Here is a 26,146-nt window from a genome sequence, read left to right on the forward strand (position 1 = left end):
CCCCGTCCGCATGTCAAGTCTTCGAGACAAACGCTTCAACGGCTATCTGAGGGTAAAACTGCCGCATACCCTGGACACTGAAGTAGAATCGGTCGTCGTCGCATATATGACGGCCTCCCCTGCAGCGAGACAGGAAATCGTCGGCAATGTAGATGGACGGACCGCTGCGGTGCTCAGCGCTTACGGGCAGCGCATGGCCTCACAGGCAGTTCGAAGCGGTTCCATCGACGTGCTGCGACGCGGACTCATCGCGATCGGCCTCGCAGAAGGACGGCTTGACGATCCACGGGACAACCTGTTCGTACTTGCCGCAGCCAATGACAGTGCGTCACTCCTGGGCACCACGCTCCGGGCAGTTATCGACGACGTGAAGAGCCTCCTACCCCCTGCTGGTGCTACTGGTCTTCTGAAATTCGATCAGTACGCAGAAAGCGACAAGTCAATCGAGGCCATGGGAATAAGAAGGTCAGGATCTGGCCAGGATTTCCTCTACACGTAGCTCGGCGCTTAGCATGCCTTACTGCGTCTTCGAGGGGTACCTCAAGTGCAACGGGTGACAATATTCTTCCCGGGATAAGCCCCATGCGGAACCAGTTCAGGCATTTGGAAGAATCGATGCGTAAGCAGCGATGTTGCGCTTGGTTGGGTCGTCTTGACGAATCGACAGCCCGGACCAGAGCCTCGGATTGAGTGATTCACCCTCAAGTGCAGGCTAGCGAGGGGGCGACTGCGGACGTACAGAGCTGGGGGCGTTACGTGATGAGGCCGAGCAGAAGGACGCTGCTGCGTGGTTCCTTAGCGGCCACGGTGGCGGCAGGTGGAGCAGCTGCCGCAGCCGCCACCCTCCGGAACAAATCGCCTCATCCCGATGGAACACCGGCGCCTTTACGCGGAGCAACACCTCTGCCGTATGCGGAGGTTCTCTCCCTTGACCTGGCTGCTGACGATGGGCAGCGCGTCGCCGCGCTCGGCGCAGCCCATCGCGCTTGCGAAGTTGTCGACGGCGGCAAGGCCGCTGCTTGGCTGGGGCTGGGCGAAGGTGTCCTGCCCCCGGACATCGTCCGACCGCAGCAACTCAGACGCATGCCTATATTTGCTGGGGACGTACTCGATCCCAACCAGTCCCATGGTGATCTCTTACTTCAGATCACTGCAACCTCGCTCCGGTCCCTGCAGACGGCGACTGAGCAGGTGCTGCGTGACCTTCCTCAATGGCAGGTGCGGTGGCGAGTGAACGGAGCCCGGCCCGAAAACCGCGTCGAGAGCGGGAGAGGGCTGTCCCTCAATCCGTTCCACTTCACCGAGGGCTACGGAAACCCCGCCACAGAGGCCGCAACCGCAGAACGCGCGACCGTCAAGGCCGGTCAGGGCGAGCCCTCCTGGGCCGTGGGAGGCAGCTACCAGGTGATCCGGATCATCCGGCTCGCCACCGACTTCTGGGACAGGGACACCGTCCCAGAGCAGGAGCGCATCATCGGCCGCCGCAGGGACGGCCGGTGGCTGGATGGCACCCCCAACACGGAACGGGCCGTCTTCACCACCGACCCTCATGGCAAGATCACGCCACTCGACGCGCATGTGCGCAGAGCAACACCCAACCCGCGCGCCCCTGCCCCGATGGTTCGGCGCAGCTACAACTACGATCGGGGCCCCGACGGCCAGGGACTGATCTTTTCCTGCTTCCAGAGTGACTTGGAGAAGGGCTTCGAGGCGGTACAGCACAGGCTCCAAGGTGAGGCCATGGCCAAGTACACCCTCACCACGGGAGGCGGCTACTTCTTCGTCCCACCGCCCGGCGACACATGGCTCCGTGCGATTGCAGATAACTGACTCTCAGGCATCAGTTGGTGAGTATGGGCTGCTGAGAGGCCAGGTGATCAGGTGGCCGGGCAGTCGATCCTTTCGTGCGTGGCGCTACCGCCGCTACCGTGTCGGTGGTCGAGGATGGGTACAGGGGCCAGAGCCATCGCTACCAGGCGCTGACCGCGGGGAGGGCGTCCTGCCCGGTCCGGTAGCCGAGAGCAGCAGTCCGTTGCCTCGGCGGGCGAGTAGTCCAGGCGTACCTGTGCGCGGAAGCCGGCCTTCACCGCGTCCAGCGCGGTGGCACGCACGCCGTGGTTCGTGGCGATACCCACCACGTCGACGTCCTCGACGTGGTGGGCGCGCGTTCCTGCTTCGTCCGCTCCTTCGAAGCCGCTCTTGGAGGCGCTGTGGGCGCCTTTGTTGAAGACGGCGGCGACCTTTCCGCCGGTGACGGCTAGGGCGAAGTGGGGGTGGAACTCGCTGCCTTCGTTTACCTGCCACGCAGTGGACGGGGAAGCTGTCCTTGAAGTCCGGGGTCTGGGAGAAGTGCCTCCCGGGTCGATGTGGTGGTCGCGGGTGGCGACGATGTACCGGTAGTCGCGGTCCGCGGTCTGCTCCACCAGTTCGGCGATCTTGGTCGCGATCCGCGCGCCACCCGCTAACGGGGATACTGCCTCCTTCACAGAAGTCGTTCTACACGTCCACGACGATCAAGCCTCGGCTCACCATGACCACCCTTCATCGCAACGGAACACCCCCGCGTTCTACCGGCCGTCGCACGCCCCTCGGGGACATAGGCGGCTGGGCTCATCCGCACGGCCCGGGGTCTTCACCGCAGGAGCGATTCGCACCCGGCGAAGGCCATGCCGGGCACGGACCGCTGCCCCTCTGTCTGGTGTCACCGCACCGGCGACGCGGCGGCGCCGACCCCACCACCCGGAGGCGGCAGGTTGAGCAGGTCAGTTATGCGACCGGCTCGTACGTCACGGTCTGCTCCGGGCAGCCGGCCGCTACCTCGCGCAGGGCGGCCGCCTCGGCTTCGTCGGCCGTAAGGCTCCAGCGGAGCTTCGTCGCGACCCACTCAGCGGCGTACCGGCAGTGCACGTCGGCGGCAGGCGGTAGCCACTGGGCGGGATCCTGGTCTGCCTTGGAGCGGTTCGAGCGGGCGGTAACGGCGACCAGGGCTGGCGGCGGCGCCCTGGTCGTTGGCGTACGCCTCGCGGCGCTGCGCCGTCCACGCCGACGCACCGCTGTCCCAGCTTTCCACGAGGGGCACCATGTGGTCGATGTCCAGGCCGGAGGCTGACGTCACCCAGACCTGGTCGTAGTACGACCATCAGCTCCCACCCGTCAGACGGCAGTTGGGCCGACAGTTGGAGGTTCAACGGCCTCGGAGATCAGGACCTCGGCGCGGGTGTTGCAGCCGTCGGACGGGTTGGCGCCGGAGTTCCAATGGCGGAAGGCGTCCCGGTCGTAGCCGTCCCGGAACTCCGTCCCCAAGGGCAGGGTGGCGACGGCTTCGGACAGCGGAAGCGTCTCGGCCGCATGAACGGGCGCCGAGACGGTGAGGGGCAGGACAGCGAGGGAAGCGGCGGCCAGGCCGCGAAGCACGGCTTTGAGCATGAACTTTGCGGCGTCCAGGCTCCGCTTGGTGACATCGACGGCACCGATGAGGCCTCCCGTCGTTGAGGGGAGGGCTCGACCGGCCGGCTGGTCCTCTCCGCGTGGGGGTGTGCAGGCGGTGGCGGCCTTGAGTAGCGCTGTTACTCACTTTCGGGTGACGTCCCGAGCCGCTGGGGGGTGGTGCAGCCTGGCGAACAGACGCGACGGCCCAACCCCGCAAGGCCTGACAGGCTGAAAGCGCGGCAACACCACGCACAGGCGGCATACATGGGCGTTACATTCGAGAGTCATGGAAAAGTGGACAACAAGTAACAAGGCATCGTGTTTCCACGCAACTTCTCCACGACGTGCGCAGAGTGTGTGTGCGGCCAGCCGGTCGCCAACGCACACCACACCGACTCTCCCGGGCAGCCTGTCACCGGCTCCTCGAGGGACGGTGTCCGCACCCTGAGGGGGACTCTTGTCCGCTTCCGCTTCTGTCACCGCCCGCCGTCTCGCCGCCGCCGCGCTCGCCGCCGGCGCTCTGGTCTCGGTGGTCACGCTGCCGGCATCGGCCGCCGACCACGCCCGCCCCGAGCGGCCCAAGGTGAAGATCTCGGACGTCCAGTACGACTCCCCCGGCCGTGACGACCGCTCCAACCGCTCCCTGAACCGGGAATGGGTGGAAATCACCAACACCGCCCGCCGCAGCGTCAACCTCGACGGCTGGACCCTCCAGGACGAGGACGGCCACACCTACACCTTCGACCACTACCGCCTGGAGGGCCGCGCCACGGTGCGCATCCACACCGGCATCGGCCGCGACACCGACACCGACCTCTACCAGGACCGCCGCCACTACGTCTGGGACAACCGCTCCGACACCGCCACCCTCCGCAACGACCGCGGACGCTTCATCGACAGCGAGTCCTGGGGCCACCACCACCGCTGACCCAACACCGCGTGCGTGAACGCCTCACCCACGCCCCGGTAGAACGTTGACGCGCCCGGCCTCCCCGGCCGGGCGCGTCTCGCCTACTCTGACCGGCTCTGACGCCGGCGAGCCGGACCGCGCTGCGCGCCGGGCTCCTCTACTGGAGTGAACCGGCGGGCAAAGCCGCCCCGCGGCCCTCGACAGCCCGTATGTCTGATGCTGTGATCAAGAACCTGATGCGTGCCGGGGCCGTCGCCGCCCTCGTCCTGTCCTCGATGAGTGTCACGGCCTCCGCTTCCGGCGAGCCCAGCACACAGCGGGCCGCCATCGACTGCCCCTCCGGCTACGTCTGCATCTACCCCGAGATCAACTTCGGCGGGCAGCCCACAGCGGACGCTGGGTGTGCGTCACCCGCAGCGGCGGCTCCATCCACGACCTGCGCAGCTATAACCTCAACGACCAGACCCGCTCCCTGAAAATCAACCGCAACGACTGCGGCTGACCACCCACAGCACAAGGCGGGTCCAGGCCTCTCTGGCCTCGGGCCCGCCCGGCCGTTTGGACGCCGGTATTTGGGTGGGATGCCTCACCGGTTCAGCCTCCAGGGCCTACCCGTGATCCGCCGGTGGCTGGGTGATCACTGCACAGGGCGCGCCCCCACCGCCGTTCTGATCAGCCTGGCGGCCGATTTCCGGGGAACATGCTGGGACCTGGCTCGCACTGATGGCGTTGCGATGAGGATGGCCCTGGCGATCGGGGAGCTCGACGTCTTGGCGGCAACGATGCACGAGCTTGTCAGGCGGCATGGTGGATGACGAGCTTGAACTCGGCGAGGGTCAACAGACGCGAGTTGGTGTCGTTGTGCGTGACTCGGAGCGCAACCGGGGTTCCCGGGTCGACGAAGAGGCCGTGGTTCTTGACGTAGAACTGGCCGCCGGGTGTCGGCGTGCGGTGCTCGGTCGCCGTGGTGTCGTTGGGGTTGGGCGTCAGGCCCAGTGGGTCACGTACGTACTGGTCGCGCAGCTCGGTGTAGCCGCCCGTGCCGCTGGCGGCCTCCCACTGGATCATCGCGTGCAGGTGGCCCCAGCCGGCTTTGGACGGCCAGATCAGGCCGCTGCGGTCGTCTGCCGCCCAGTCACTCACCACGTAGCCGTCCGGCTGGGCGGCCTGGTGCATTCCGAATCGGTCCGTCGGCTCCGCCGCTCCGAAGGGGAAACGGACGATCTTGTAAGTGGTCCCCGGTGCGATCAGCTGCGGCGTATCAACCTTGAGAGAGCAAACCTGCACGCCGGGCGCAACTGCACCATCCGTAGCCATAGTTCATCATTGCCCGCAGCTGGTCGGCGCCATGCCCACACTGGAGTACCGCGATGCGCCGCGCGCCCTTCTCCCGCCCCCGGCACTGACCAGCACCGCCTAGTCCAAGATCGGCGACGCGAGCAGCCTGATGTGCAACAGCCGGCCATTGGCGTGCGGCCGGCCGCGGTCGACCAGTGCCCGGTCGGGTCCCGGACCAGCGCGGGATGACGATCATCCGCACGGCTGGGCCGTCCTCGGCCTGGGACCTAGTGTCGCATCAGGCAACGTTCGCCCTGTCGACCACTTCTCGTAGCCGTTCGTCGGCGGCGTGCTTGTTCCGCCAGATGATGTAGCGGCGGATTATGCTGCCGGTCCGGAGCTCGGCCACGTCGCCGAAGCGCCCGCGCCGGGCGCGCGTGGCTCAGTCGCCGTACAGCCAGCTGTCATACGCGGCGCCGTCCACCAGGTGGTGCAGGCCGAAGGCGCCGGGACACAGCACCAGGGCCAGCACCCCGATCCGCAGCAAGACCGGGGCCGCGACGGTCACGGGCCCAGCCTGGCCCCTGACGGTTCGCCAGTCGCGACAGCGCCGGATGTCTCCCCCGCAGGCCGACCAGAAAAGGAGCCCGTACTGGCAGGGTCGTTCCGGGCCTCGATCTGCGCCGGTACTTCGCGTCCCACCACTCGCCGCGGCCCAGGAGCATCGGGTGGAGGCAGGTGGCGCCGGGGCCGGGCCTCCACCGCCACAGGCAACGTGCCTCTACGTCCTTCGAACGGGTGAAGGTCCTTGTCTGTGAGCAACCGCCGGGCCCGGGTGCGTGTCCTGCACAGGCGACACCACCCGCTCGACCATGGGGAGCCCGCTCTTGCGCAAGAACCTCGTCACGGCTGCCGCTGTTGCCGCCGGCGCGCTGACCGCCCTGTCCTTCGTTCCCGCACACGCCGCCGAGTACAGCTCGGCGTTGAAGATTCGCGGAGTTCAGTACGACGCGCCGGGCCGGGACTCCAACAGCTGTTCCTCGGGCAACACCGACGAGGAGTACCTGACGGTGAAGAACTACTCGTCCCGCTCGACGATCAACCTCAAGGGCTACGTCGTCAAGGACGCCGCCGGTAACCGCTTCGCCTTCACCGCCAACCACTACCTGCAGCCCGGTGACTATGTGAAGCTGCGCGGCGGCCACGGCACCGACTCCGACACCCACAACGTCGTCTACCGCGACAACTGCAACTTCCTGTGGAACAACGACAAGGACACCATCTACCTGTACAAGCCCTCGGGCAGCCGCGCCGACGTCCACGCCTACTCCAAGAGCAACGACGATCCTGACGGCAACGGCTACATCAACTTCCACGGTTAAGACCACCACCGGCCAGAGCCGGCCCCGGGCCTGCTGCCCAGCCCGCCTCAGACCTGGCTGGGGCGTCGCTGAGGTGAAGGTTCCAGGACTGCGCTCCCAGCGCCTGATTGCGTAGTGCACCACCGGCCGACCCGTCGGCGAGCACACCTCTCCGCGCAGCTTCACGTTGTCGCTCAAGTGCATCGGGTCTTGGGTGACCGCTGCCCGCCCCAGAGGAGAGCTGTTGTGATCACGGGGGCACGCGAAGGGACAAAGAGGTCCATGGGCGAGAAAAAGGGCCGTCCACACGGCAACGGGCACACAGGAAGGACAGGTCAGAAAAAGGCCGGTCGATCCAGGCGCGCTTCGGGCAAGCTCGTGCGCCTGTACCGCCGCTACCACGCGTGGCGTGCCCCGTTCCCGCTGTGGGCGAGGATCGTGTGCGACATCCTGTTCTGGGCCGTCACCGCCGCCGCGGCCTACGTCGCCATCGGCAGCCTGTGCGGGGCACTCCTCATCGCGGCTCCCCTCCTCGGGTTCCTCGGACTCGCGTCGAGCAAGGAGCACGACGACGGCATCGACTGGAGCGACCACCGAATGGGAGGCCAGCCCAAGAACCCCGGGCCCAAGATTTAGAGCCGTCGCACCGGAGCTCCCCGATGTGTTCTTCGGTTGGGGCGGCGCAGCCGCCCCAACCGAAGAACGCGGAGGATCGCGGGTCAGGAGTAGTCGCCGCGTTCAGCCCGGTGCAGGATGTCGCGTTCCCGGCCGGTCTGGGTATCGAGTGAGTCCTCGTGGTCGATGACGATGGTGTCGTCGGCCGGCTGGGCTCGTACCTGGGCCCCGTAGGCGTCGGTCGCCTTCACCAGGAGAGCGTCCTGGTGGGCAGCGGGCCAGCTCTGGATCAGATACGACTCCACGGCTTCGTCCACCGTCGTCTGGTCGACGGCGCTGTCCCGGCCGCGCGCGTGGATGCGCAGCCGGTACGAGCCGGGACCCTGAGAGGCCAGCGAGGGCAGATCCGCGGGGTCGTCCATGAAGGACGTCACGAGCAGTTCCCCGGAGGGGGAGTTGCATGAGATCTCAGCGATCTCTTCCCAGCCCGGGTCGGGGTCGGGCCGCTGGGAGTGCGGCTCGACCGTGACGTGGACGTCTCCGGTGTGGATCCCGGTGGTCACCTCGATGGCTCCGCCATCGGCGGACACCAGGCCGGTGTGGCTTGCGTCCAGGTCGTCGGCCGCAGGCCCTTGCGGGTCCGTGATCTGGAAGAGGTGGTACTCCGCGTGCACCAGGGCGGTGCCTGTACGGGCGGGCTCATTCACGGTGGCCTCGTCTGGTCTCATCTGGCTGGGTCTACCTGATCCATACCAGGAACCGGTCCCCTTCCAGTACGCGGCTGTAGGTGTAGAAGCCCTTGAGGGCCTTGCCGGCGTCGGTGTTCTGCTTGGCGTTGACCATGCGGCGGCTGAACTTGCCGTTGCCGTACTTGGCGCCCTGCCAGGTACTGGCGAAGGGGTACTCGTCGCAGGACTTGCCCGGCGGGCGCTCCAGGCTCGACGGGCACGCCTTGTCCCGGTTCTCCTGGCTCTTCTTGCGGTCGGTGAGCCGTGTCAGGAAGTTCGTCGTGCCGTACTTGCCGGGCAGCCCGGTGGCCTGGGCGTCCTTGATGTGCTTGGCGACTTCGGGCCACGGCCCGGCCTGGCTGTAGCTGATCACCGGGACGGCCTGCAGGGTGACGCAGCCGACCTGGCGGGGAGCGCCGGGCAGCGCGTTGTCGCAGCGGACGTCCACGGTGGACAGCTTCGTCGGCTCAGACGGGGCCACCCACTCCCGGTTGCTGAAGGTCCAGGAGGCGACGCTCCGGCCCGTTCCCCGCTGCTTGGAGGCACTGGTGTTGATGGTGGTGTCCATGAAGAACTGCCCGTAGGGCTCGGCACTCTTGGAGATCGTTTGGCCCGGGAAGTTCTTCTTCGCGACCTTGCACTTGCCGATGCAGGAAGCGCTGCCGGACGCCTTGGTGCCGTTCACCCCGCGCCCCCACCGCTTCGTCTCCAGCAGTCTGACCTGGTAGGCCCATGTCTTGGAGTCGCGGGCGGAGAAGGAGTAGCCGATGGCGATGTACTTGATACCGCCGATTTTGCGGCCCGTGCGCACGTCTTCGACGTTGACCTCAGCGCGCCAGGTGCCGCAGCCGCGCATGCGTTCGATGTACCACGTGTTGTCCACGCCTGCGTCGATGCACCACTTGGGTTCTTTCCACGGCTTGGGCCTGGCTGCCGCGGCCGCGGTGTCCGATTCGTCGGCCGGTGCAGCCGACGGGGCTGTGTCGTCCGCGGCGGTCTGCGGCGTGGCTTCTGATCCGGCCTGCCCGGCTTCCGGTTCGGCTGCCAGGACGGCTGACTCTGCCGCAGAGGTGTCGGCAGGAGCCTCGAGTTGTGACAGCACTGCCTGTTCGTCGGAGGTCAGCTCGACCGCCGGCTCCAGCGGCGATGCGCAGGCCGCGTACTGCGCGTCGGGAGTCCCGGCAACGTCTTCCACCCGCCCGTCGCAGGTGGCCTGCTGGCCGGCGGCCAGCCCGACGCGCTCTCCGTCCTCCGCGGTTTCGGGGGCCGCCTCCGGTTCCCCAGCCGTACTGTCCGCGCCCAGGGCCAGGTCTTCCGCCGACGGTGCGGTGTCCGGGTCACCGTCGTCGGCTTCCGACTCCGGTGACACTTCATCAGCGACTGGATCGGTCTTGGCCACACTCGTGGTCAGCGAGGTGTCCGCACCCGTTTCCTGCTCGTCTGCCGCCTGCGCGACGCCCAGATGACTGCCCAGCAGCCCCAGCGTCACAGCGCCCACCGCCAGCATGGTTCTCGGTCTCAAGTTGTAACCCCCCTGTTTGGTCAGAACAGCGCGAGGCCACCCCACAGACGTGACATGTCCGCGCCGGGTCGATCTGATCAAAGCACAGGGGACTGACAGACCGGCAACGGAGTATTCCTGCACGGCGAGTGAGCCATCCACGCGTTAGCGGCCTGTGGCCTGCGTGGTGCCGCCTGCCCTCCTCGCTGCTGGGCACGAGCGCCCGGGAGCGGTATGGGCCGTGCTGGCGGCCGAACCGTTCAAGTCCCGGCGGCGCAGCAGCTGCTCGTCAGCACGGTCCATCCGTTCAGCCAGTCGCCCTTGACAGTGCAGGTTGGGGTGAACCGCTGTCGGGACCGCCGGTGCCGAGCTGGCCCTCGTGTTGCTGGGCATGGCAGAGACGCATGATGACAAAACCGGTCCTGCAATTGCACGCTGCGCGTCGTGTTACGACGGCCCTATGACCGATTCGGTGGCGATTCTGGCGCCATGGCTTCTGCTGGCGTCAATGTCGGCGACTTTCCTGACTGGTTCCGTCGTTCTGTGACAAGAAAAGACAGGATTGTTCTGTCGGTGGAAATAGGTCATGGCTGACACGCGGTGCGACGGAAGTCAGGGAGTTTTCTGCTCTGACCGCGACGAAACTCTTGTGTCCTGGGGCAACTTGAGGTTTGGACCCGAGTGCGGCATATGGGTGATTAGCTCATCGCACTGTGTATCGGTACTTTCACCCTCAGGTGCGTGCGGGATCTCGACTGCGTCTACCAAACCCTGTCCGAGATCCCGCACGCTTTCTGCGACTCAAAGGAGTGCCCCATGGGGCGATCTACCCCTCGGCGCCGCCGTGCCAAACGGCCTGCCGGCCACTTTGACGGTGGCAAGCGTAATGGCCGTAACGAAAGATTCCGTTACGTGAACCGGTTTGGCACACCGGCGGCCGTTGCGTTCCTCGGGGCTTTGTTCACCGGGTACGTGCTGATTTTTCGCCCGCCTGTTCACGTGACGGTCTCCCAGGAAGCCGTGTACGCCTTGGCCGGTGTGCTGTCCGGCGCCGCGTTCAAGGTCTTCCGTCACCGCCACTACCGGCGCTGACGCCCATCACGCGGTGGGGGCACTGACGGTCAGTCCCCCACCGCCCACCCCAGACGGGCTGGGCCCGCCCGTGATCGGGCCCAGCCCCCCAGGGACGCGACGTGTCACGAAAGCCGGTGAAATTCGGCTGTATCAACGCCGCGAAACCCGCTCTGAACCCTTTTCGTGACGGGATGGAAGATCAGTGAGCGACACATGTGAGTTCTGCGGCACGGCCCTGGCCGGCGGGCCGGGCAAGGGCCGGCCCCGCAAGTACTGCGCAGACGCCTGCCGCCAGGCCGCCCACCGCCGCCGCGTGCACGGTGACCCGCCGGCCCAGGCCTCGGTGCCCACCGCCCCGACGGAGGCCGCGGCCGAAGCGCGGCCTGCGCCCCGACCCCAGGCGCCCCGCCCTGCCACGCATGGCGTGACGCCGGGCGACGAACTCCTCGTCGAGATTGCCAAAGACATCCAGGACGCCGCCCGCGACCTCGCGCGGCTCCTTCCGTCCTCGGACGGAGAAGAACCCCTGCGCCGCATCGCCCAGTTGCACGAGCAGCTCGACGGCCTGACGGCGGCGGTGGTCGGCCGGGCCCGCTACCGACGCCTCACCTGGTCCACCATCAGCTCCATCCTGCGCGTCAGCGAGGACACCGCCCGCCACCGCTACACCGAGCGCTACATCCTGCGGCGCCTGGCCCGCTTCAACCGCTCCGAGACGGCTCTCACCTCGCTCGCCGGCCTCTTCACCAACCCGGTCCCCCACGCCGTCGACGCTCCCGAGGAGCCCGTCGGCAACGAGGCCGGGAGTGAGTCCCGCGAACCAGGGCCCGAACGAGGCGACGGCACCGATCAGACCACGCCGATCGAATCATCCGGAGCTGCGTACAACCGGCTCGCGCCGATCCTGTCCATGCTGATTCGCACCGCGCAGCTCACGAACAAGGAGGTCAGCAGCCGCATCGGGTGTTCCGCCTCGTACCTGTCGCGCATCTTGTCCGGTGAGCGCGTGCCGACCTGGGTTCTCACCCGGAAGTTCGCCCTGACCTGCGGCGCCGACCCGGAAGTGCTGCGGACCGTCTGGGAGTCCGAGAAGCTCAGCGAGAAGAGCCGCGAGCCCGCCGTGACGCCGGACGCCCCCCCTATGCCTGCCGCCGAACGGCTGCGCACCGCCGTGCACACTCTTCACCTGCGCGCGGGACGGCCCGCGCCGGGCGATGTCGCGGTCGCCAGCCGCTGGCTGCTGAGCGCCGGCGCCGTCGCCTCCATCCTCGAAGCCACAGTCATGCCTCCGCCCGACGTCCTCGAAGCCTTCGTCCGCGTCCTGGGCGGCGACGTCGACCACTTCAGGCAGCTGCTCGACGACGCTCGCCGCGAGGTCACCGAAGGAGCGACGTTCCTTCACCCAAACGCCGACCCGAATCCGGATCCGCAACCCACCGGACCAGACGCCGTCATGACGACCTTCAGCAAAGTGTTCCTCGAGGAGCGGCCCGTCGAAGACGGCCGCGCGCGCCTTCTGCACAAGCTCGCCAAACAACAAGCCCCCACCCGTCAGACGGCCGACGCCCAGCCGCGCCCCCTCACAGCGATGGTCGATGCCCTGCGCCACCGCTCCTTGGCACACCACATCTCCCCGCTCGGAGCCGGGTCATGACTGCACTCGCCACCTGATCCGTTATGCGACTGGCTCGTACGTCACGGTCTGGTCCGGGCAACCGGCCGCCACCTCGCGCAGGGCCGCCACCTCGGCCTCATCCGCGGTGAGGCTCCAGCGGAGCTTCGTTGCGACCCACTCGGCGACATACCGGCAGTGCACATCGCCAGCAGGCGGCAACCACTGGGCGGGATCCTGGTCTGCCTTGGACCGATTCGAGCGGGCGGTGACCGCGACCAGGCTGACGGCCGCACCCTGGTCGTTGGCGTACGCCTCGCGGCGCTGCGCGCTCCACGCCGACGCACCGCTGTCCCAGCTCTCCGCCAGGGGCACCATGTGGTCGATGTCCAGGCCTGAGGCTGACGTCACCCACACATGGTCGTAGTACGACCACCAGCTTCCGCCCGTCACACGGCAGTTGGGTGGTCCGACCGTGGGGGGTTCGACGGCCTCGGAGATCAGGACTTCGGCGCGCGTGTTGCAGCCGTCGGAGGGGTTGGCGCCGGCGTTCCAGTGGCGGAAGGCGTTCCGGTCGTAGCCTTCCCGGGACTCCGTTCCCAGAGGCAGGCCAGCGACGGCTTCGGACAGGGGAAGCGTCTCGGCCGCGTAGGCGGGCGCTGGGACGGTGAGGGGCAGGACAATGAGGGAGGCGGCGGCCAGGCCGCGCAGCACGGCTTTGAGCATGAGCTGTTGATAGCGACCCGCGACGGGGCGCTGTCACCGGTTTGCCCCGTGCGCCGCCCGTGTGGGTGCAATGGTCATACCGGACCAGGTGCGCAGCGGCCTTCCGCATGTGTCGCAGGCACCGGGGCCGGGCCCGGCTGAGCCCCGCCGACGCGGGCAGGAACGAGGCCGGGGGCAGATCCAGGCGGGATCTGCCCCCTTTGGGTTCACTGCGGTTGCTCAGTTGGGGCGTTTCGTGGTTGCGGGGAGAGGCCGGCCGAGGTGGTGCACGGTGGCGACGGTGTGGGTGTTGGTGCGGTTTCCGTTCTTGTCGATGCCGAAGTGGCCGCTTGCGCCGGCGATGGCGTCGTTGCGCAGTGCGTACAGCTCGTTCCTGACGGCGTAGCGGTTGGGCAGGCTGCCCGGGGCGCCGTGGGCGGCCGCACGGTGCAGGGCGGTCGCGGCCGTCAGGACGGCGTCGTGGGCGACGATGCCCCAGTAGCTGCTGGTGAGATGTTCTGCGGGGAACTGCTGTCCGTGGTGGTGGGAGGTGAAGGCCTTGACGAAGGCGTTGTACAGGCCGCGGCCGGGGTTGTCGGCGCTGCGGAACTGGGCCGCGTTCGGAAAGGACGCGTACAGGACAGTGATCGGCGCGTCCGGGTCGTGGAGTGCTTCTGTCTTGGGGTCGAGGGCTGCCGCATCCGATCCGGTGATGACGGTGATGGGCTGGGCGTGGCAGCTTCGTTTGGCCAGCGCGTCGAGGAAGTCGGGCAGGTACTTGACGCGGGCGGCGTAGTAGACGGTGTCGATGGTCTTGCCGGTGCTGCAGAGGTTCTGGCTGATGGTGGGCAGGATGGCGCCGGGCCCGCCGCGGGGGTCGAACTTGAAGTCGGAGGTGTCGTCGAGGTGCTTCTTGAGGCCCTTGATGGTGCCAAAGCCCCGGTTGAGGGATTCGGTGTAGAGGTCCCTGGTCCCATTGGGCGTCACCGAGGTGCTGACCAGGGCCGCGGTGCGCTGACCGGGGGACAGTTTCTTGCTGATGGCGGTGAGCTGGTCTTTGTTGGAGAGGGCGACGCGGGCCAGTCCGTCGATCCGCCCTTTGCCGTCGACCGCGCCGGTGGCGTCGAAACCATCGGCGGTGATCAGGTCCCCGACCATGGGTAGATCGGCCTTGCTCAGCTTCCGGGTCGCGTCGACGGTTTCCTGCTGGCTCAGGCCCAAGCCGGCCACGGCCACTAAGCGGTCTTTGGCCCTGCGGGCTACAAGCTGGTCGACGGCGCGCTCCCAATGCTTTTGGCTGCTACCCATGGTGGCCACCAGCAGCCGGATCTTGGGCCTGGTGTTCTTCTTGTTGGCCTCTTCAACGGCGGTGTAGGCGCCCTCGAGCTCGGCGACGTACTGACCCACGGTCAGGTTGTTCGCGTCCTTCGACGTCAGCGGCGTCAGGAACGCGACCGTCACGTAATCACCGTCCTTGATCACGTTCCTGTTCTCGGCGCCGATGGCGGTCATGACCGGCTTCAGGTCACTGCCGAAGATGGCCGCGCCGTCACTGCCATCGGTGACGCCCGTGCACTCTCCGTCGGCCTCTGTCACCAGGCTCGGATTGGAAGTGCCGCAATGCTGTTCCTTGAATTTGTGGTCACGCCACTCCCAGACCAGCCCGACGCCGACGGCGAGAGCCAGCACGGTGCCGGCCGCCACGGCTGTGCGCAGCCGGGAGCGGCCGCCCAGAAGGCGCGCCCACCGCCTGCCCTGCTCGGTAGGCGGCACGGGTTGGTCCGTCTCAGCCGGAAGGGCGTCTTGCGGTGTGCTCTCCTCCTGGGATGCCGCCTCCTTCCAGCTCAGCTCCTCCCAGCGCGTCAGCCACGGTTCCCGTTCCGTCTCGCTCAGTCCACAAGCGCGCAGGAAGGCGACCACGAAGCTCCGGCTGGGCAGCGCGTCCTTCTTCAACGCGTTGTGGATCGTGGTGGACGACTGCTTCTCCGGGCCGTCACCGCTTGCCTTCTCCAGCTTCCTGTAGGTCAGGCCCCGGCTCTTGTAGAGCTGGGTCAGAGCGTTTCGGAAGTCCTTCTGGTTGCGCGCGAGCAGTGGGTCGGGCCACGGCCGCTGCTCGCTCTGGGCGGCCGGCGGGTTCTCCGGCGACGTCATCACACGCCTCCAGGAGAGCCGGCGGCCAGGCGCGGCCCGCTCAGCCAGGCGCTGATCTGTGCGGCTGCGGCTCCGGCCGCCATGACCAGCCCGACAGCGTCACAGACGGGCTGCCCGCTGCTCACAAGGACGATCACTACCAGCAGGAGCACTGCGAAGACGATGATCCGCTGTACGGGCTTGAGGGTTGCTCCGCAGGAAGCGTGTTCCGGCGACGCCGCCTGCCGGCGCCGTCGTCGCGTAGCGTGTCGTGACATAGGTCTTTCCCCTCCTGGGCGCGGCGAAGATCGCCGACGAATACGGCTCGCTCATCCGCTACGGTTACCGGCCGTGATGCGGACATCACTCACCTAATTCCATCGCCCGGATGGCGGCAACCTCCTGAGCACAACCGGAAGCAATCCGAACATCTGGCATCAGCAAAGAGCCTGTGCTCTCGCCTTTTCCGCTCGACACCGTGGGCCTGTTGATGCGTTCCGACAGCTGCCCATCGGCGCCGGAATCCCCCGATGGGTAACCGGAAATCGGGCTGCGGGACTCGTTTCCGCACCATCCTCAGACCTTCCCCGCATGCCCTCCAACCTGGGTGTTCACCGTTCGGAACACTTCCGAACGGTGAAGATCTTGCCCGGCGGCCGGGGAGGATGATGAGCTGAACAAGCGGAACCCCCGCTCTTCAAAACGCCGCTCTCCCCTCCTGGGCGCGGCAGCACATCAGCGGGGAAACGAGGGGACTCCTGTTACCGGCTGGAGTCCCCTCACCCACACCCACCCTCGAAACGCAAACACAACTGTTCCGACCCCAGCAAAACAGGAACGCCACCCCCGTCATCGTGAATTCGGAACCGACAGAGGAAGCGCGGACCGGTCACGGCGGCCGCACCTTGCGCCGGGCGCCCGCGGTTGCAGGGCGGACCAGAGACGACGTCTCGCACATGCCGCAGACCGGCGACGAGACGGACCAACAGCGGGCCGCCTGATGCCGACAGGCCCCACGGGCCTCGGACAGCGATCCCCCAGGGAGACACGGCGCTAGGTGAGGCCGCGTCCTCTGTCTCCGCATCTCACGTCTACTGCCGGCCGCCGGGCTTCCGCTGCGCCAGGAACGGTCCTCCGGAGAAATCTCCCCTGCCGCCTCCTGCGCTCTGCGGCACTTCGGCCCAGAAGGACTGGAGGGCAGGGCGCCCTCCGCGGGCGCGCTGCGCGCAGGGCCGAGGGAGACGGTGATGGAGTGGATGGACACCGTAGGGGCGCTGACGGAGGACCCGCTGGTGCGCCTGGTGGCGGAGGAGGTCGTCCGGGGATCGCCCGGCGTGTGCGGCGCGGTCGCGGGTCGGCGGCCGCACACAGTGAGACGGGGCCGGCCCCGGCCTCGAACCTCCAGGGAACGGAGACGCCCGCGGGCTACCGCACCGGCCTGGTCCGCCGCCGCGCCCAGGACCTGTACGAGGCGATCCCCGCCCAGCACCACCACGAACGCGCCGTACGGGAGCTGCGGGACGTCCTCGCCGCATGACGGCGAAGCGCGGAACTCGCCGGCACGGCTGGGCAGTTGGTCACGCCGGGGGGTCCTTGGCGGTGATCCCTTGTTGTCCGGGTGCAGCGGATCCCCCGCCGCCGCAGGTAAGCACGGTTCTTCTGTGAGACGTACGCCTTGTCGGCACGCACGCGATCTGGCCGGGTGCGCGGCCTGCCGTCGGCGTGTGGAACGCGCCGATCAACTTCCAGAGCGCCACCGAGGACCACTTGATTCAGTGACGCAGAGGCTGCTCGCGTCGCATGGCGTCGACGAGCTGCCGGCGAGCCACAGACAGCGCCGTGTCCAACTGACGGGTGCCTGTGAGCACACACAGCGTGTACGACGCGTCATCGAGCCGGCGCCTGGTCTCCGCGCTGCCGTCGGACGCCAGGCGCCGCCTGAGCGTCTCGCAGCGTTCAACGAGCTCCCGCAGGAGCGAAGGGTGCGCCGTGAGCATGACGGCCGCCTCCGTCCTCGCCCGACTGGACCTGCCTCCTTCACTCTTACGGTCGCAAGTCCCTGAGCCCGCCGCACCCGGAAGCCGAGCAGCCCCGCCGGGTCACGCGTGAGGAATGCAGTCGGCAGCCCGGTTGTGGTTTTGCGAATCGCGCTGCGGTTGGCCGGGCCCCGGGGACGACATCTCCCAGGGCCCGGTGAGCACGTGCGCAGCTGCCATTGCCCTCATAGCCTGGTGTTGCTCGGGGTAGCCGCGGAGGTCTGTCATGCCCCGGAACATCTGGAGCGGCGCGATCAGTTTTGGTTTGGTCACCGTGCCGATTTCGGTTGCCAGCGCGACCGAGGACCACTCGATCAGATTCCACCAGTACCACCTGGAGGACATGGGCCGGGTACGGGTGCGCAAGTATTGCGAGATCGAGGACCGTGAGGTCGACCAGGGCGAGATCGGCAAGGGCTACCAGCTGACCAAGGAGCAGGTCATCCCGATCAGCGACGAGGGGCTTCGGGACCTGCCGCTGCCGACGGCGAAGGCCATCGAGATCGTCGCGTTCGTGCCGCTGGACTCCGTCGACCCCCTGAAGATCGGCGAGGGCTACTACCTGGCGCCGAGCGGGCAGGTCGCCGCGAAGCCCTACAAGCTGCTGCGCATGGCCCTCGACCGGAGCAGCAAGGTGGCCGTCGCGAAGTACGCCTGGTCCGGCCGCGAGCGCCTCGGGCTGCTCCGGATCCGCGAAGACGCCATCGTTTTGCACGCGATGCGCTGGCCCGACGAGATCAGGTCGCCGGAGGAACTGCTGCCGCCGCCCGTCGAGCTGAGCGACGAGGAGATCGACGGCGCGCTCGCGCTCATGGACACCATGACCCGCGACGATCTCGAAGGTGAGGAGTTCCAGGACACCTACACCGAGGCCCTCTCCCAGATCATCGAGGCCAAGCGGGAGCACCGCGAGCTGCCGAAGCTTCAGGAGCCGGAGTCGGAGCCGGGGCAGATCGTCGACCTGATGGCCGCGCTGAACGAGTCCGTGCAGCAGGCCAGGGCCTCCCGCGGTGAGGACGCCGACGTGCACGAGCTGCCGAAGAAGAAGACCGCGCAGAAGCAGCCGGCCAAGAAGACGGCGGCAAAGAAGACCACGAAGAAGGCCGCGGAGAAGAAGGCGTCCGGGCGCCGGCCGCGCAGCACCTAGTCCACGATGCCGAGCGCCGTGTCCGGCCTGCACTTCAAGCACGCCGGCACCTGATGGCGTAGCGCCTCGATCGCCTGCGCCCTGGTCGCAGGCCTGGTCCGCTTGCCCGGGTCCCAGCACTCACCGGTGTGTACGGCAACGATGTTGCTGCGGTCCAGGCCCCGCTCGATCAGCCACTCGGGCACCGGCGGGCGCCGCGCTTCACCGACACGCTGCTCCGCCTCACGGCGTTCCTCATCGACGATCCACCTGCGGGTGCGGGCCAGGTCACGCTCCTGCACGCGCTCGAGGAAATGGAGCAGCGCGAGTCGCGACCCCCCGGAATCGTTCATGCGTTCTATTCTATGATCGGGGCGCCACACAGCCCACCCCCACCCCACCCCGCGGAGCAGGCATGAACTACGAGGAGGCCGCCCGCAAGCTGGGCGTCGACCCGGCCTCCCTCTCCCCCGCCCCGCCCGCGCCCCGCTTCGCCCAGACCTGGGCGCGAATACAGAAGGAGCCGCCCTGCTCAGCCTGCGGCCGGCCGTCCCGCACCAGCGGCGTGATCCACGACCGGGACCACGGGTCCCGCTGGTTCGACCGATGCCGGGAGTGCTTCCTCGCCACCCCGCCGAGACTGCATGTGCCGCCGGCGCGGTTCCTCGAGGAACTGCGCGCGGTCGCGGCCGACGCGCGGCTGCCACTGCACACCTACACCGACGAGGGCGGGTGGGAGGGTGAGTGACGTGGACGACGAGCGGTTCCACCTCACCCTGACGGCGGGGGGTCTGCCGGTGATGCACGGCTGGTGGGGCAAGCGGCGCACGGCCGAGTACCAGTACCGGTCGTGGATCGGCTCGTGGGGCAGCATCGACGGCGCCCGGGTCGTTCTGGCCGAGCGCGCCGGCGACGGCGAGCAGGTGCTGGCGAGCTGGCCGGAGGGCTCGTAGGTCAGCCGCCGGCCACGAGGTCCGGGTGGCGTGCGGCCTTCTTCACGTCCGCCTCAACCTGGTGGCGTGGCGTGCCCTGCTCCTTCGCGTGATCCGTGATGGCGGCCTGGACGTCGCCGGCGAGGTCGCGCCAGGTCTGCCGTTTCCCACGAGGTCCGCTGCTCGTCGGTCCACTCGGTCTGGGTGGGTAGACCATGCTGGTCCTGGAGCTGTTCGACGGCGGTGTGGGCCTCATCGGCGGCGCGCTGCATCTGCACGAGTTCTTCGAAGGTTTGTGCCACGTGCAGGGATCCTAAGGTGCGAACCGCACCCGGCAGGCTCATCGCCCGGAGGCGTGTGAGGACCGGAGATCGAAGCAGCGGCCGGTGCCGGTGCCGGGTCGTCGGCGGTGATGGTCAGCCGGGACCCTACTCGGTCGGGTGAACACTCCGGGATCGGAGAACTTCTGCGGACACCGGCGCGTAGTGCCAGGCATGAGGCAGATCGCTGATGTGCATGTGGCAGAGCCAGGCCTGGCCGTGGTGGAGGTCGCGGCCGCCGATGATGAAACCGCGCTCGCGGTGCAGGAGCTGCTCGCCACGCGGTGCGTGATCGCGTCGGCGGACCGCACGACTCGGGAGCCCGGCGAGCCCGGTGTACGGCTGCGCTGCTTCCTTGACTTGCGTCAGGAGCCCGACTCGTAGCGCTGCGGGCGGCCATGCTCCGCTGACCAGCCGTGGTCGCAGTCAAGGTCGGGGGCAGACCCCGGGTGAACCGTTGGTGCGGTGCCCGGACAGCCGTCAGGGCGTGTCGCCGGAGTAGTAGAAGCGGCAGCTGACGCCAGGACCGGGCGTGCGGGGTTCGCCGGGGCGCGGGTCGTACAGGGCGCGGCCGCCGGGCCACCGCGACAGCTCGGTGGACAGGGCCACGCCGTCGTCGACTTCGTCGGTCCGCCACCCGTGGATGTCCAGCAGCAGGCCGTCCAGCGGCCCGCCGACCAGTTCGGCGAAGGTCCGGTGTGGAAGCGGGCCGGGGTTGGGGTCGTCGTGCTCCGCGCCGTAGACCCGGCCGTTCAGCAGCTGCTCATCGCCGTTCATCCGACCAAGCCTTGCAGCCGCCACCGACAACGCGGGCTTGCCCAGGGCCGCCTTGGGCTTGCCCGCGTGGTCGGTCGCTGCGGCTTGCCCGGGTCAGGTGCGGAAGCGGGAGAGCCAGCCGCCGGCCTTCTGCGCGGCGGCCTGTTCCTCTGCCTCCTGGCGGCGGCGCTCCTGCTCCTGGCGCTCGCGTGTCGGCTTCGGCCTGCTGCTCGGCTGCGACGGCCCGGGCCTGGCAGTCCTCGCACAGGTGCGGATGCGACTGGCGCTTGCTCCAGTCCCGGGTGTAGCCGATCGCCTCCCACCTGGCGTCGGTGAACTTCTGCCCGCAGTCCTTGCACACCGGCCGCCACGCCTCCCGCGCCGCGGCTTCCCGCTCCTCACGGCGCCGCTGCTCTTCCCGGGCGGCCTGACGGCGGCGGGCGAGGTGGGCGTCCCGGCGGGCATTGCCAATCGCGTCCAGCAACGGCTCGCGGTGGTCGCGTCCGAAGCGCCAGAAGGCCGGCCCGGCCGGGCCGTGTTCGCGCAGCTCCTCCAGCGTGGTCGCCACGATCGGGATGCAGCGGTCGTAAGAAGAGCCAGCCCCTCTGCCTCATCGGCGACTCCGGCACCGGCAAGTCCCACATGCTCATCGCCCTGGGCACCGAGGCCGCGATGAAGGGCTACCGCGTCCGCTACACGCTCGCGACGAAGCTGGTCAATGAGCTGGTCGAGGCCGCGGACGAGAAGCAGTTGAACAAGACCATTGCCCGCTACGGCCGCGTCGATCTGCTCTGCATCGATGAACTCGGCTACATGGAGCTCGACCGCCACGGCGCCGAGCTCCTCTTCCAGGTCCTGACCGAACGCGAGGAGAAGAATCGCGTCGCGATCGCGTCCAACGAGTCGTTCGGCGGCTGGACCAAGACCTTCACCGACCCACGGCTCTGCGCGGCCATCGTCGACCGCCTTACCTTCAACGGCACCATCATCGCGACCGGCACCGACTCCTACCGCCTCGCCAGCACCCGAGCCCGAGCCGAACACGTCGAGGCCAGTTGATCTGGCCCTGGCTGTCTGCTGTCCGGTCGCCACCGAAGGAAGGTCCCGGACGAGAATCGGAGCCCAGCCTGCCGATGAAGAGGAGATGACCGTGAGGCACACACTGAACTTGTGGCGCCAAGAGCTCGGAGAGGTGCCCGAGTCGGTCTGGCGACAGACTGAGCTCGACGTGCTGATCCTCGCGGACAACGGACTCACGGCCCTCCCGCCGGACATCGGGCAGCTCCACCGGCTGAAAACCCTCGACCTCGGCCACAACGCGCTGACGTCGGTGCCCGAAGAACTCGGCGAGCTGACCGAGCTCAGCGACTGCCTCTACCTGCACGACAACCAGCTGTCTCGGCTTCCCGACTCTTTGGGAAACCTGACCCGTTTGCGTTACCTCAACGTCGGCGAGAACCCTCTCACCACCCTGCCGGAGACCATCGGCGGGCTGAGCGGCCTCATCGAGCTCAGAGCACAGCACAGCCAGCTCACCGCCCTGCCCGACACCATCGGCCAGCTCAACAGCCTGCGTGAGCTATGGCTCCGGGGAAACACGATCGAGCACCTGCCGTCGTCAGCAGCCAACCTGCACGAACTGCGTCACCTGGACCTACGCGAGAACTCCCTGACCGAGGTGCCGGAGTCACTCGCCAGCCTCCCGCGACTGCGTCAGATCGACCTGCGGAGCAACAACCTCGGCCGGCTGCCCGACTGGCTCACCCTGATGCCATCGCTGGAGAAGCTGGACCTGCGCTGGAACAAGATCGATCCCTCCCTAGCGCTCCTCAGCAAACTGGAGCGGCTGGGGTGCGTCGTCCTGACCTGACAGCGACGACCCATCGCGCCAGTGCTGCTATTTCTCGTGAACAAGCACGAGCGAGTTGATCACCAAACGCTGCTGAAACTCGTCAATAAAAGCTGTCGCTGAACGTGAACGAAGCCACATCGCAGCACGGACGCAAACAGCACCCGACGCGCGCACGTCCGCCGGCTCAGATTCTGAACTCCGCGGAACTGGGGCTTGCGCTGAGGCGGTTGTGGCAGATGAACGGTTGTCCGTCCCTGGCTGAGATGGAGCGGCGGCCCAGGGTCCGTATCCGTGAGTTCGGCAAGCTGTCCCGGTCGACGGCGTGGCGGATCCGGGAGCGGGACCAGTCGGTCGCGTCCGAGAAGCAGCTGTTCGCGTACCTCGTTGCCTGCGAGGTGCCAGAGAAGCGCTTCCGCCTCTGGGCCGAGGCCTGGCGCCGGGTGCGGCATGCTGAGAGCCGACGCGATACCACGGGTAACTCCCGTCAGGGGGCGCCTACTGCGGCTGAGGCGGAGCGTCAAGTGCGTGAGGCCGGGCTCGTCCCTCAAGAGCGGTTCCGGGGGAGCAGGGTGCCCTGGACGGTGCGGTGTCGACGACGGTCGTGCCGCAAGGTCAGCCGAATCCGCTACGCGGACGTCATTGCTGGCAACGGCGGGTGCACAAGCTGTGTCCGGCACGAGGCCTGAACCTCCTCCCCGCCCCCAGAGTTCCCCGACTTCGTAAACCATGAGGAGATCCATGTCCGATCTCGGCCCGCATCCCCCAGGTCTCCTGAAGAGGCTTGCGGCCTGGATCCGTCGCCGCTTACGCGCGATGCTCTCCAGTGCCCTGCGCGGTGCTGCCTACGCCTCCGGGGCCGGCATCGTCGGCCTGGTGTTCTGGTGGATTCAGCACCAGCTGTCTTGAGTCGGCGGGCCGTGCACACTGCTGGTCGCCAGGACTCCATCGACATTCCGTAGGCCCGCGCCGAAGTCGGCGCGGGCCTACGGCTGCTGCCGGATGACGAGGTGACGGCGCCGTTGGGTCATCGAGCGCACCATGTCGTGGCTGTCCGGCTACCGCAGACTCAGCCCTCGCTACGAGCGCGATCCCCGCAACTACCTGGCCTTTCTCGGCCTCGCAGCAGCCCTCTGCTACTACAAACGACTCATCCGTCTCACCACGTAGGACACGGTCTAAGAATTCTCGTAGCTGAGACAGCATCAGCTGCCGTGAGATAAAGCCCCACGCCAGTGGTCCCACCCATCAATCTTTTACCTCATGACAGCGGCCCACCCACAATCAACCGCTGACCAGCCCGGTAACACCCCACCCCAGAACGACACCACCGACTCTCACCACCACCGACACGAAACCGAGAGATCGCACGCGGGCCACCGTGGTGGCGGGTGGTGGGGCGTGATGCCGGACACCGGTCGGACACCGGTCAGAAGGTCCCCAGGCTCACGATATTCATCGTGGTCCGTTTCAGGGTTCGGGTGAAAGCCGCCTTCGTCTGTCTGGCCTGGGGGGTGTCGGCGAAGATGCAATTTATGTACAGGCCGGTATCGGCGCGGTGGAGCCAGAAGCAGATGCCGTTGCTGTGTGAGGCCCAGATGTGTTTCCTGGCGCGCCAAGTGTGGTGGTGGTGGGCTCCTGGTGCTTTCCGGAAGTCGAGGTAGGAAAAAAAGTTGCCAGCGATAGGCCAGGAACGGGTGGAGAAGTGTTCGGGGGCGAGTAGGCGCCAGGCCTGGACGAAGGGTACGTCGATGTGGCGTTGCATATCGGAGACCGCTTGACGCGCGTTGGCCAGCACCTGGGTGAAGTTCTGGGCTGGGGCCACGGAGAATTCCAGGGGCATCGTGTTGATGAACCAGCCCATCGTGTGCGCGTGGGCACGGTGGTTGCGTTCGCTCACCGGCATGAAGGTCCGATAGGTCTGCGGGCCTCCTTCCTTTCTGAGGGAGACGCCTACCGCGGCCAGCAGCCCCATGAAGAGTCTCCCGTTCGCGGCCCGGCAGTGTGCTTCCATCGCCTCGACCTGCGGTGATTCCAACAATTGCGTCGTTTCGTTGACCGTGGGGTAGAAGCGGTGCGGCTGCAGTCCAAGATCAAGCGGGAACGGCGGGAAGAAGCCGCCGTTGCGCGCCATGAACGATTTCCAGTAGTCCAGCCGCCTGTCATCGGCGTCCATTGCCGCGTTCTGTCGACGTTGCTCGCGGCTGAAGCTGAGGTAGCTTCCCACCTCTGGCAGCGCGGGGTGCCGACCGCGGACAATGGCTGAGTAGGCGGTGGCGATGTCGTGTACGGCGATTGGTGTGGACAGTCCGTCAGACACCAGGTGGTCACAGGCGAAGTACACCGTAGTGGACGCAGGCCGTTGCACGGCTCCCATGACAATCAGCGGCCAGGACAGCGGGTCGACCTGTTGGAAGAACCGGTGCAGATACTTCCGCGTCTCGCCCGGTGTTTCCAGCGTTCCCCGGTCGAAGCGTTCGAGTGTCACATCCTCCGCGCGAAGGACGTCACAGGACAGGTCGCCCGCGATCTGCTGAAACGTGCAGCGCAGCACCTCATGACGGCGTACAAGGTGCAGCAGCGCTGCCTCCAGTGCCTGCAGGTCCACCAGACCCTCGATCTCGAAGGTCCCGCCGACGTAGGCCACGATGGGGTCATTCACCCTGCAGGATTCCTGCGCGGCGGTGAAATGCTTGACCTGGTTGTAAGTCGTGTCCTGGTGCTGCTGTGGAGTCCCGACGCGTGCTTTGTTCGCTTTCAGTTTCCACTCGATAGCGTGGCCGGGTGCGACGTCCAAATCTTCTACGGGAACTTGCAGCACGCTGCCCCTTTTCCTGCCGTCTGTTGCCCTGCCCCGCCGCACAGCGGCACAGGCGGATGACTCAGCTCAACCGACGCCCTGACGTGTGGCCCAATCGCCGGCCGGATCAGGTAGACGGCCTGGCCATCGATGGCCGAATGCAGCACAGGCGGGAGATGCCACCGGGACACCTCCCAGCACAGCAACCGTCAAGGCAGCCTCTTGGGCAAGGGCGCGCATCCATCATGACAGGCACAACGATCACACACCGCAGCAGACACGACACGGCTGTGACGACTGCCTCGTGCGGGACGCGTCCCGGGGCAACGGGGGCAGGCGCGGGCTCCCGCCCGGCTCGGGGGACACAGGGCGGGAGCCCGCTTCACATTCTTCTCTCGAGGCCGGGTCGGGAGGAGCGGGAGCTTCGGCTTGGGGCATGGGTCGCAAGGTTTCGCCCGAGGGACAGATGTGGACGATCGCAGGCAACGGGCAGGCGGGCTTCAACGGTGACGGTCAGGCCACGCCGCCGACACCCTCACCGACCCCGACGACAACCCCCTCGCCCCCCACAACCAGCTCTGGGCCACCCACACCGGCGGACACCAGCAAATCGGCTGCATCTACAGCGCCCAAGGCCTCGAATACCACCACTCCGGCGTCATCATCGGCCCCGACCTCACCTGGACAGACGGCCGCTGGACCGCCCACCCTCATCAAAGCCACGACCCCAAACTCCGCGCACTACCCGCCGACCAGTACCTTCCCTACGCCCTCAACACCTACCGCGTCCTGCTCACCCGCGGCACCCACACCACCCGCGTCCACACCACCGACCCCGCCACCCACCACTTCCTCAAACAGCTCATCCAGCACCAGCAACTGACACAACACACCCCCACAGCAGCCGCTGCAGGGAGCCGATGAAAGGATCAGTGCGTGGGCAGCAACTCGAGGACGGCCGGAATCCGAATATGTAAGTGGTGC

At 67.5% G+C, this 26,146-nt stretch carries 28 protein-coding genes and 6 pseudogenes; 18 read left to right on the forward strand and 16 right to left on the reverse strand.

Features of this window, described 5'->3' with window-relative positions:
• The first annotated feature begins 10 nt into the window (after positions 1-10).
• Both QC385_RS14795 and QC385_RS14800 read left to right on the forward strand, forming a co-directional pair.
• Positions 11-499 carry a hypothetical protein gene (locus QC385_RS14795; protein ID WP_279541767.1) on the forward strand — a complete coding sequence of 163 codons (489 nt, stop codon included), beginning with the start codon at positions 11-13 and terminating at the stop codon, positions 497-499.
• 260 nt (positions 500-759) lie between these two features.
• On the forward strand, positions 760-1,830 hold the full coding sequence (locus QC385_RS14800; RefSeq protein WP_279541768.1) for a Dyp-type peroxidase: 1,071 nt from the start codon (positions 760-762) through the stop codon (positions 1,828-1,830).
• Between the two features lie 47 nt (positions 1,831-1,877).
• Here QC385_RS14800 and QC385_RS14805 read toward each other — a convergent pair whose 3' ends face one another.
• Positions 1,878-2,486: an isochorismatase family protein gene (locus QC385_RS14805; protein WP_279541769.1), complete on the reverse strand. Its 609-nt coding sequence runs from the start codon at positions 2,484-2,486 to the stop codon at positions 1,878-1,880.
• Positions 2,487-2,766: 280 nt separating this feature from the next.
• A pseudogene (locus tag QC385_RS14810) lies at positions 2,767-3,426 on the reverse strand (HNH endonuclease family protein).
• Positions 3,427-3,886: 460 nt separating this feature from the next.
• Between QC385_RS14810 and QC385_RS14815 the strand changes: the two are divergent.
• Entirely contained in the window at positions 3,887-4,357 is a 471-nt protein-coding gene (locus tag QC385_RS14815; protein WP_279541770.1) for a lamin tail domain-containing protein, read from the forward strand.
• Between the two features lie 257 nt (positions 4,358-4,614).
• The gene (locus tag QC385_RS14820; protein ID WP_279542071.1) at positions 4,615-4,815 is read left to right on the forward strand and encodes a peptidase inhibitor family I36 protein; all 201 of its coding nucleotides are present in this window, start codon (positions 4,615-4,617) and stop codon (positions 4,813-4,815) included.
• 319 nt (positions 4,816-5,134) lie between these two features.
• Here QC385_RS14820 and QC385_RS14825 read toward each other — a convergent pair whose 3' ends face one another.
• The 3 genes and pseudogenes from QC385_RS14825 to QC385_RS14830 all read right to left on the reverse strand — a co-directional run.
• Positions 5,135-5,656: a hypothetical protein gene (locus QC385_RS14825; protein WP_279541771.1), complete on the reverse strand. Its 522-nt coding sequence runs from the start codon at positions 5,654-5,656 to the stop codon at positions 5,135-5,137.
• A gap of 259 nt (positions 5,657-5,915) precedes the next feature.
• Positions 5,916-6,008 (reverse strand): annotated as a pseudogene (locus tag QC385_RS44025) (transposase); the annotation flags it as partial.
• A 51-nt stretch (positions 6,009-6,059) separates the two neighbouring features.
• A pseudogene (locus tag QC385_RS14830) lies at positions 6,060-6,257 on the reverse strand (DUF6336 family protein); the annotation flags it as partial.
• A gap of 232 nt (positions 6,258-6,489) precedes the next feature.
• Here QC385_RS14830 and QC385_RS14835 point away from each other — a divergent pair.
• Both QC385_RS14835 and QC385_RS14840 read left to right on the forward strand, forming a co-directional pair.
• The gene (locus QC385_RS14835; RefSeq protein WP_443032903.1) at positions 6,490-6,999 is read left to right on the forward strand and encodes a lamin tail domain-containing protein; all 510 of its coding nucleotides are present in this window, start codon (positions 6,490-6,492) and stop codon (positions 6,997-6,999) included.
• A 357-nt stretch (positions 7,000-7,356) separates the two neighbouring features.
• Entirely contained in the window at positions 7,357-7,614 is a 258-nt protein-coding gene (locus tag QC385_RS14840) for a hypothetical protein (RefSeq protein ID WP_279541772.1), read from the forward strand.
• An 83-nt stretch (positions 7,615-7,697) separates the two neighbouring features.
• On the opposite strand, the gene QC385_RS14845 is transcribed toward QC385_RS14840, so the two are convergent.
• Both QC385_RS14845 and QC385_RS14850 read right to left on the reverse strand, forming a co-directional pair.
• The gene (locus QC385_RS14845) at positions 7,698-8,321 is read right to left on the reverse strand and encodes a hypothetical protein (protein WP_279541773.1); all 624 of its coding nucleotides are present in this window, start codon (positions 8,319-8,321) and stop codon (positions 7,698-7,700) included.
• A gap of 10 nt (positions 8,322-8,331) precedes the next feature.
• A complete protein-coding gene (locus tag QC385_RS14850) occupies positions 8,332-9,819 on the reverse strand; it encodes a NucA/NucB deoxyribonuclease domain-containing protein (RefSeq protein WP_279541774.1) in 1,488 nt (495 codons plus the stop codon).
• Between the two features lie 744 nt (positions 9,820-10,563).
• Between QC385_RS14850 and QC385_RS14855 the strand changes: the two genes are divergently transcribed.
• Positions 10,564-10,914, forward strand: a complete 351-nt coding sequence (locus QC385_RS14855; protein ID WP_279541775.1) for a hypothetical protein — start codon at positions 10,564-10,566, stop codon at positions 10,912-10,914.
• 184 nt (positions 10,915-11,098) lie between these two features.
• A complete protein-coding gene (locus QC385_RS14860) occupies positions 11,099-12,550 on the forward strand; it encodes a helix-turn-helix domain-containing protein (protein ID WP_279541776.1) in 1,452 nt (483 codons plus the stop codon).
• Between the two features lie 21 nt (positions 12,551-12,571).
• Here QC385_RS14860 and QC385_RS14865 read toward each other — a convergent pair whose 3' ends face one another.
• The 3 genes from QC385_RS14865 to QC385_RS14875 form a co-directional block, all read right to left on the reverse strand.
• On the reverse strand, positions 12,572-13,234 hold the full coding sequence (locus QC385_RS14865; protein ID WP_279541777.1) for an HNH endonuclease family protein: 663 nt from the start codon (positions 13,232-13,234) through the stop codon (positions 12,572-12,574).
• Between the two features lie 219 nt (positions 13,235-13,453).
• The gene (locus QC385_RS14870) at positions 13,454-15,364 is read right to left on the reverse strand and encodes a hypothetical protein (RefSeq protein WP_279541778.1); all 1,911 of its coding nucleotides are present in this window, start codon (positions 15,362-15,364) and stop codon (positions 13,454-13,456) included.
• Positions 15,364-15,621, reverse strand: coding sequence for a hypothetical protein (locus QC385_RS14875; protein WP_279541779.1), 258 nt, complete (start codon positions 15,619-15,621; stop codon positions 15,364-15,366). Before QC385_RS14875 ends, QC385_RS14870 begins: the two co-directional genes overlap by 1 nt.
• 1,058 nt (positions 15,622-16,679) lie before the next feature.
• Between QC385_RS14875 and QC385_RS14880 the strand changes: the two genes are divergently transcribed.
• Positions 16,680-16,880, forward strand: coding sequence for a hypothetical protein (locus QC385_RS14880; RefSeq protein ID WP_279541780.1), 201 nt, complete (start codon positions 16,680-16,682; stop codon positions 16,878-16,880).
• A 235-nt stretch (positions 16,881-17,115) separates the two neighbouring features.
• Here the strand turns inward: QC385_RS14880 and QC385_RS14890 are convergent, their stop codons facing one another.
• Positions 17,116-17,340 carry a DUF5133 domain-containing protein gene (locus QC385_RS14890; RefSeq protein ID WP_279541781.1) on the reverse strand — a complete coding sequence of 75 codons (225 nt, stop codon included), beginning with the start codon at positions 17,338-17,340 and terminating at the stop codon, positions 17,116-17,118.
• Positions 17,341-17,605: 265 nt separating this feature from the next.
• Here QC385_RS14890 and ku point away from each other — a divergent pair, with 265 nt between their 5' ends.
• Entirely contained in the window at positions 17,606-18,526 is a 921-nt protein-coding gene (gene ku / locus QC385_RS14895) for a non-homologous end joining protein Ku (RefSeq protein WP_279541782.1), read from the forward strand.
• On the opposite strand, the gene QC385_RS14900 is transcribed toward ku, so the two are convergent.
• Positions 18,523-18,858, reverse strand: coding sequence for a DUF6233 domain-containing protein (locus QC385_RS14900; protein ID WP_279541783.1), 336 nt, complete (start codon positions 18,856-18,858; stop codon positions 18,523-18,525). The genes ku and QC385_RS14900 overlap by 4 nt on opposite strands.
• Before the next feature lie 62 nt (positions 18,859-18,920).
• Between QC385_RS14900 and QC385_RS14905 the strand changes: the two genes are divergently transcribed.
• Both QC385_RS14905 and QC385_RS14910 read left to right on the forward strand, forming a co-directional pair.
• A complete protein-coding gene (locus QC385_RS14905; RefSeq protein ID WP_279541784.1) occupies positions 18,921-19,253 on the forward strand; it encodes a hypothetical protein in 333 nt (110 codons plus the stop codon).
• A gap of 1 nt (position 19,254) precedes the next feature.
• Positions 19,255-19,458: a hypothetical protein gene (locus tag QC385_RS14910; protein WP_279541785.1), complete on the forward strand. Its 204-nt coding sequence runs from the start codon at positions 19,255-19,257 to the stop codon at positions 19,456-19,458.
• A gap of 1 nt (position 19,459) precedes the next feature.
• On the opposite strand, the gene QC385_RS14915 is transcribed toward QC385_RS14910, so the two are convergent.
• On the reverse strand, positions 19,460-19,654 hold the full coding sequence (locus QC385_RS14915) for a hypothetical protein (protein ID WP_336621292.1): 195 nt from the start codon (positions 19,652-19,654) through the stop codon (positions 19,460-19,462).
• Positions 19,655-19,931: 277 nt separating this feature from the next.
• On the opposite strand from QC385_RS14915, the gene QC385_RS14920 reads away from it, so the two are divergent.
• The gene (locus tag QC385_RS14920; protein ID WP_279541786.1) at positions 19,932-20,141 is read left to right on the forward strand and encodes a DUF6207 family protein; all 210 of its coding nucleotides are present in this window, start codon (positions 19,932-19,934) and stop codon (positions 20,139-20,141) included.
• A 96-nt stretch (positions 20,142-20,237) separates the two neighbouring features.
• Here the strand turns inward: QC385_RS14920 and QC385_RS14925 are convergent, their stop codons facing one another.
• Both QC385_RS14925 and QC385_RS14930 read right to left on the reverse strand, forming a co-directional pair.
• A complete protein-coding gene (locus tag QC385_RS14925) occupies positions 20,238-20,534 on the reverse strand; it encodes a hypothetical protein (RefSeq protein WP_279541787.1) in 297 nt (98 codons plus the stop codon).
• Positions 20,521-21,081 (reverse strand): hypothetical protein, encoded by a 561-nt coding sequence (locus tag QC385_RS14930; protein ID WP_279541788.1) that lies wholly within the window; start codon positions 21,079-21,081, stop codon positions 20,521-20,523. Before QC385_RS14930 ends, QC385_RS14925 begins: the two co-directional genes overlap by 14 nt.
• A 20-nt stretch (positions 21,082-21,101) precedes the next feature.
• Here QC385_RS14930 and QC385_RS14935 point away from each other — a divergent pair.
• The 4 genes and pseudogenes from QC385_RS14935 to QC385_RS14950 all read left to right on the forward strand — a co-directional run.
• Positions 21,102-21,572: pseudogene (locus QC385_RS14935) on the forward strand (ATP-binding protein); the annotation flags it as partial.
• 85 nt (positions 21,573-21,657) lie between these two features.
• Positions 21,658-22,383: a leucine-rich repeat domain-containing protein gene (locus tag QC385_RS14940; RefSeq protein ID WP_279541789.1), complete on the forward strand. Its 726-nt coding sequence runs from the start codon at positions 21,658-21,660 to the stop codon at positions 22,381-22,383.
• Between the two features lie 720 nt (positions 22,384-23,103).
• Positions 23,104-23,271 (forward strand): hypothetical protein, encoded by a 168-nt coding sequence (locus tag QC385_RS14945; RefSeq protein WP_279541790.1) that lies wholly within the window; start codon positions 23,104-23,106, stop codon positions 23,269-23,271.
• 105 nt (positions 23,272-23,376) lie between these two features.
• A pseudogene (locus tag QC385_RS14950) lies at positions 23,377-23,532 on the forward strand (transposase); the annotation flags it as partial.
• A 259-nt stretch (positions 23,533-23,791) separates the two neighbouring features.
• On the opposite strand, the gene QC385_RS14955 reads toward QC385_RS14950, so the two are convergent.
• Complete coding sequence (locus QC385_RS14955; RefSeq protein WP_279541791.1) at positions 23,792-25,183, reverse strand: condensation domain-containing protein; 1,392 nt, start codon at positions 25,181-25,183, stop codon at positions 23,792-23,794.
• Between the two features lie 558 nt (positions 25,184-25,741).
• Between QC385_RS14955 and QC385_RS44210 the strand changes: the two are divergent.
• A pseudogene (locus QC385_RS44210) lies at positions 25,742-26,086 on the forward strand (DNA/RNA helicase domain-containing protein); the annotation flags it as partial.
• Positions 26,087-26,146: the final 60 nt, after the last annotated feature.

The organism is Streptomyces sp. DH10 (assembly GCF_029813805.1).
Taxonomy (GTDB): domain Bacteria; phylum Actinomycetota; class Actinomycetes; order Streptomycetales; family Streptomycetaceae; genus Streptomyces; species Streptomyces coeruleofuscus.

Coding starts and splice junctions, on each gene's coding strand:
- QC385_RS14825 (WP_279541771.1), bottom strand. CDS start 5,656: ATGGCTACGGATGGTGCAGTTGCGCCCGGCGTGCAGGTTTGCTCTCTC.
- QC385_RS14905 (WP_279541784.1), top strand. CDS start 18,921: ATGAACTACGAGGAGGCCGCCCGCAAGCTGGGCGTCGACCCGGCCTCC.
- QC385_RS14795 (WP_279541767.1), top strand. CDS start 11: ATGTCAAGTCTTCGAGACAAACGCTTCAACGGCTATCTGAGGGTAAAA.
- QC385_RS14915 (WP_336621292.1), bottom strand. CDS start 19,654: ATGGTCTACCCACCCAGACCGAGTGGACCGACGAGCAGCGGACCTCGT.
- QC385_RS14835 (WP_443032903.1), top strand. CDS start 6,490: ATGGGGAGCCCGCTCTTGCGCAAGAACCTCGTCACGGCTGCCGCTGTT.
- QC385_RS14920 (WP_279541786.1), top strand. CDS start 19,932: ATGAGGCAGATCGCTGATGTGCATGTGGCAGAGCCAGGCCTGGCCGTG.
- QC385_RS14940 (WP_279541789.1), top strand. CDS start 21,658: ATGACCGTGAGGCACACACTGAACTTGTGGCGCCAAGAGCTCGGAGAG.
- QC385_RS14870 (WP_279541778.1), bottom strand. CDS start 15,364: ATGACGTCGCCGGAGAACCCGCCGGCCGCCCAGAGCGAGCAGCGGCCG.
- QC385_RS14925 (WP_279541787.1), bottom strand. CDS start 20,534: ATGAACGGCGATGAGCAGCTGCTGAACGGCCGGGTCTACGGCGCGGAG.
- QC385_RS14800 (WP_279541768.1), top strand. CDS start 760: ATGAGGCCGAGCAGAAGGACGCTGCTGCGTGGTTCCTTAGCGGCCACG.
- QC385_RS14945 (WP_279541790.1), top strand. CDS start 23,104: ATGTCCGATCTCGGCCCGCATCCCCCAGGTCTCCTGAAGAGGCTTGCG.
- QC385_RS14845 (WP_279541773.1), bottom strand. CDS start 8,321: ATGAGACCAGACGAGGCCACCGTGAATGAGCCCGCCCGTACAGGCACC.
- QC385_RS14900 (WP_279541783.1), bottom strand. CDS start 18,858: ATGAACGATTCCGGGGGGTCGCGACTCGCGCTGCTCCATTTCCTCGAG.
- QC385_RS14820 (WP_279542071.1), top strand. CDS start 4,615: ATGAGTGTCACGGCCTCCGCTTCCGGCGAGCCCAGCACACAGCGGGCC.
- QC385_RS14890 (WP_279541781.1), bottom strand. CDS start 17,340: ATGCTCACGGCGCACCCTTCGCTCCTGCGGGAGCTCGTTGAACGCTGC.
- ku (WP_279541782.1), top strand. CDS start 17,606: ATGCCCCGGAACATCTGGAGCGGCGCGATCAGTTTTGGTTTGGTCACC.
- QC385_RS14875 (WP_279541779.1), bottom strand. CDS start 15,621: ATGTCACGACACGCTACGCGACGACGGCGCCGGCAGGCGGCGTCGCCG.
- QC385_RS14865 (WP_279541777.1), bottom strand. CDS start 13,234: ATGCTCAAAGCCGTGCTGCGCGGCCTGGCCGCCGCCTCCCTCATTGTC.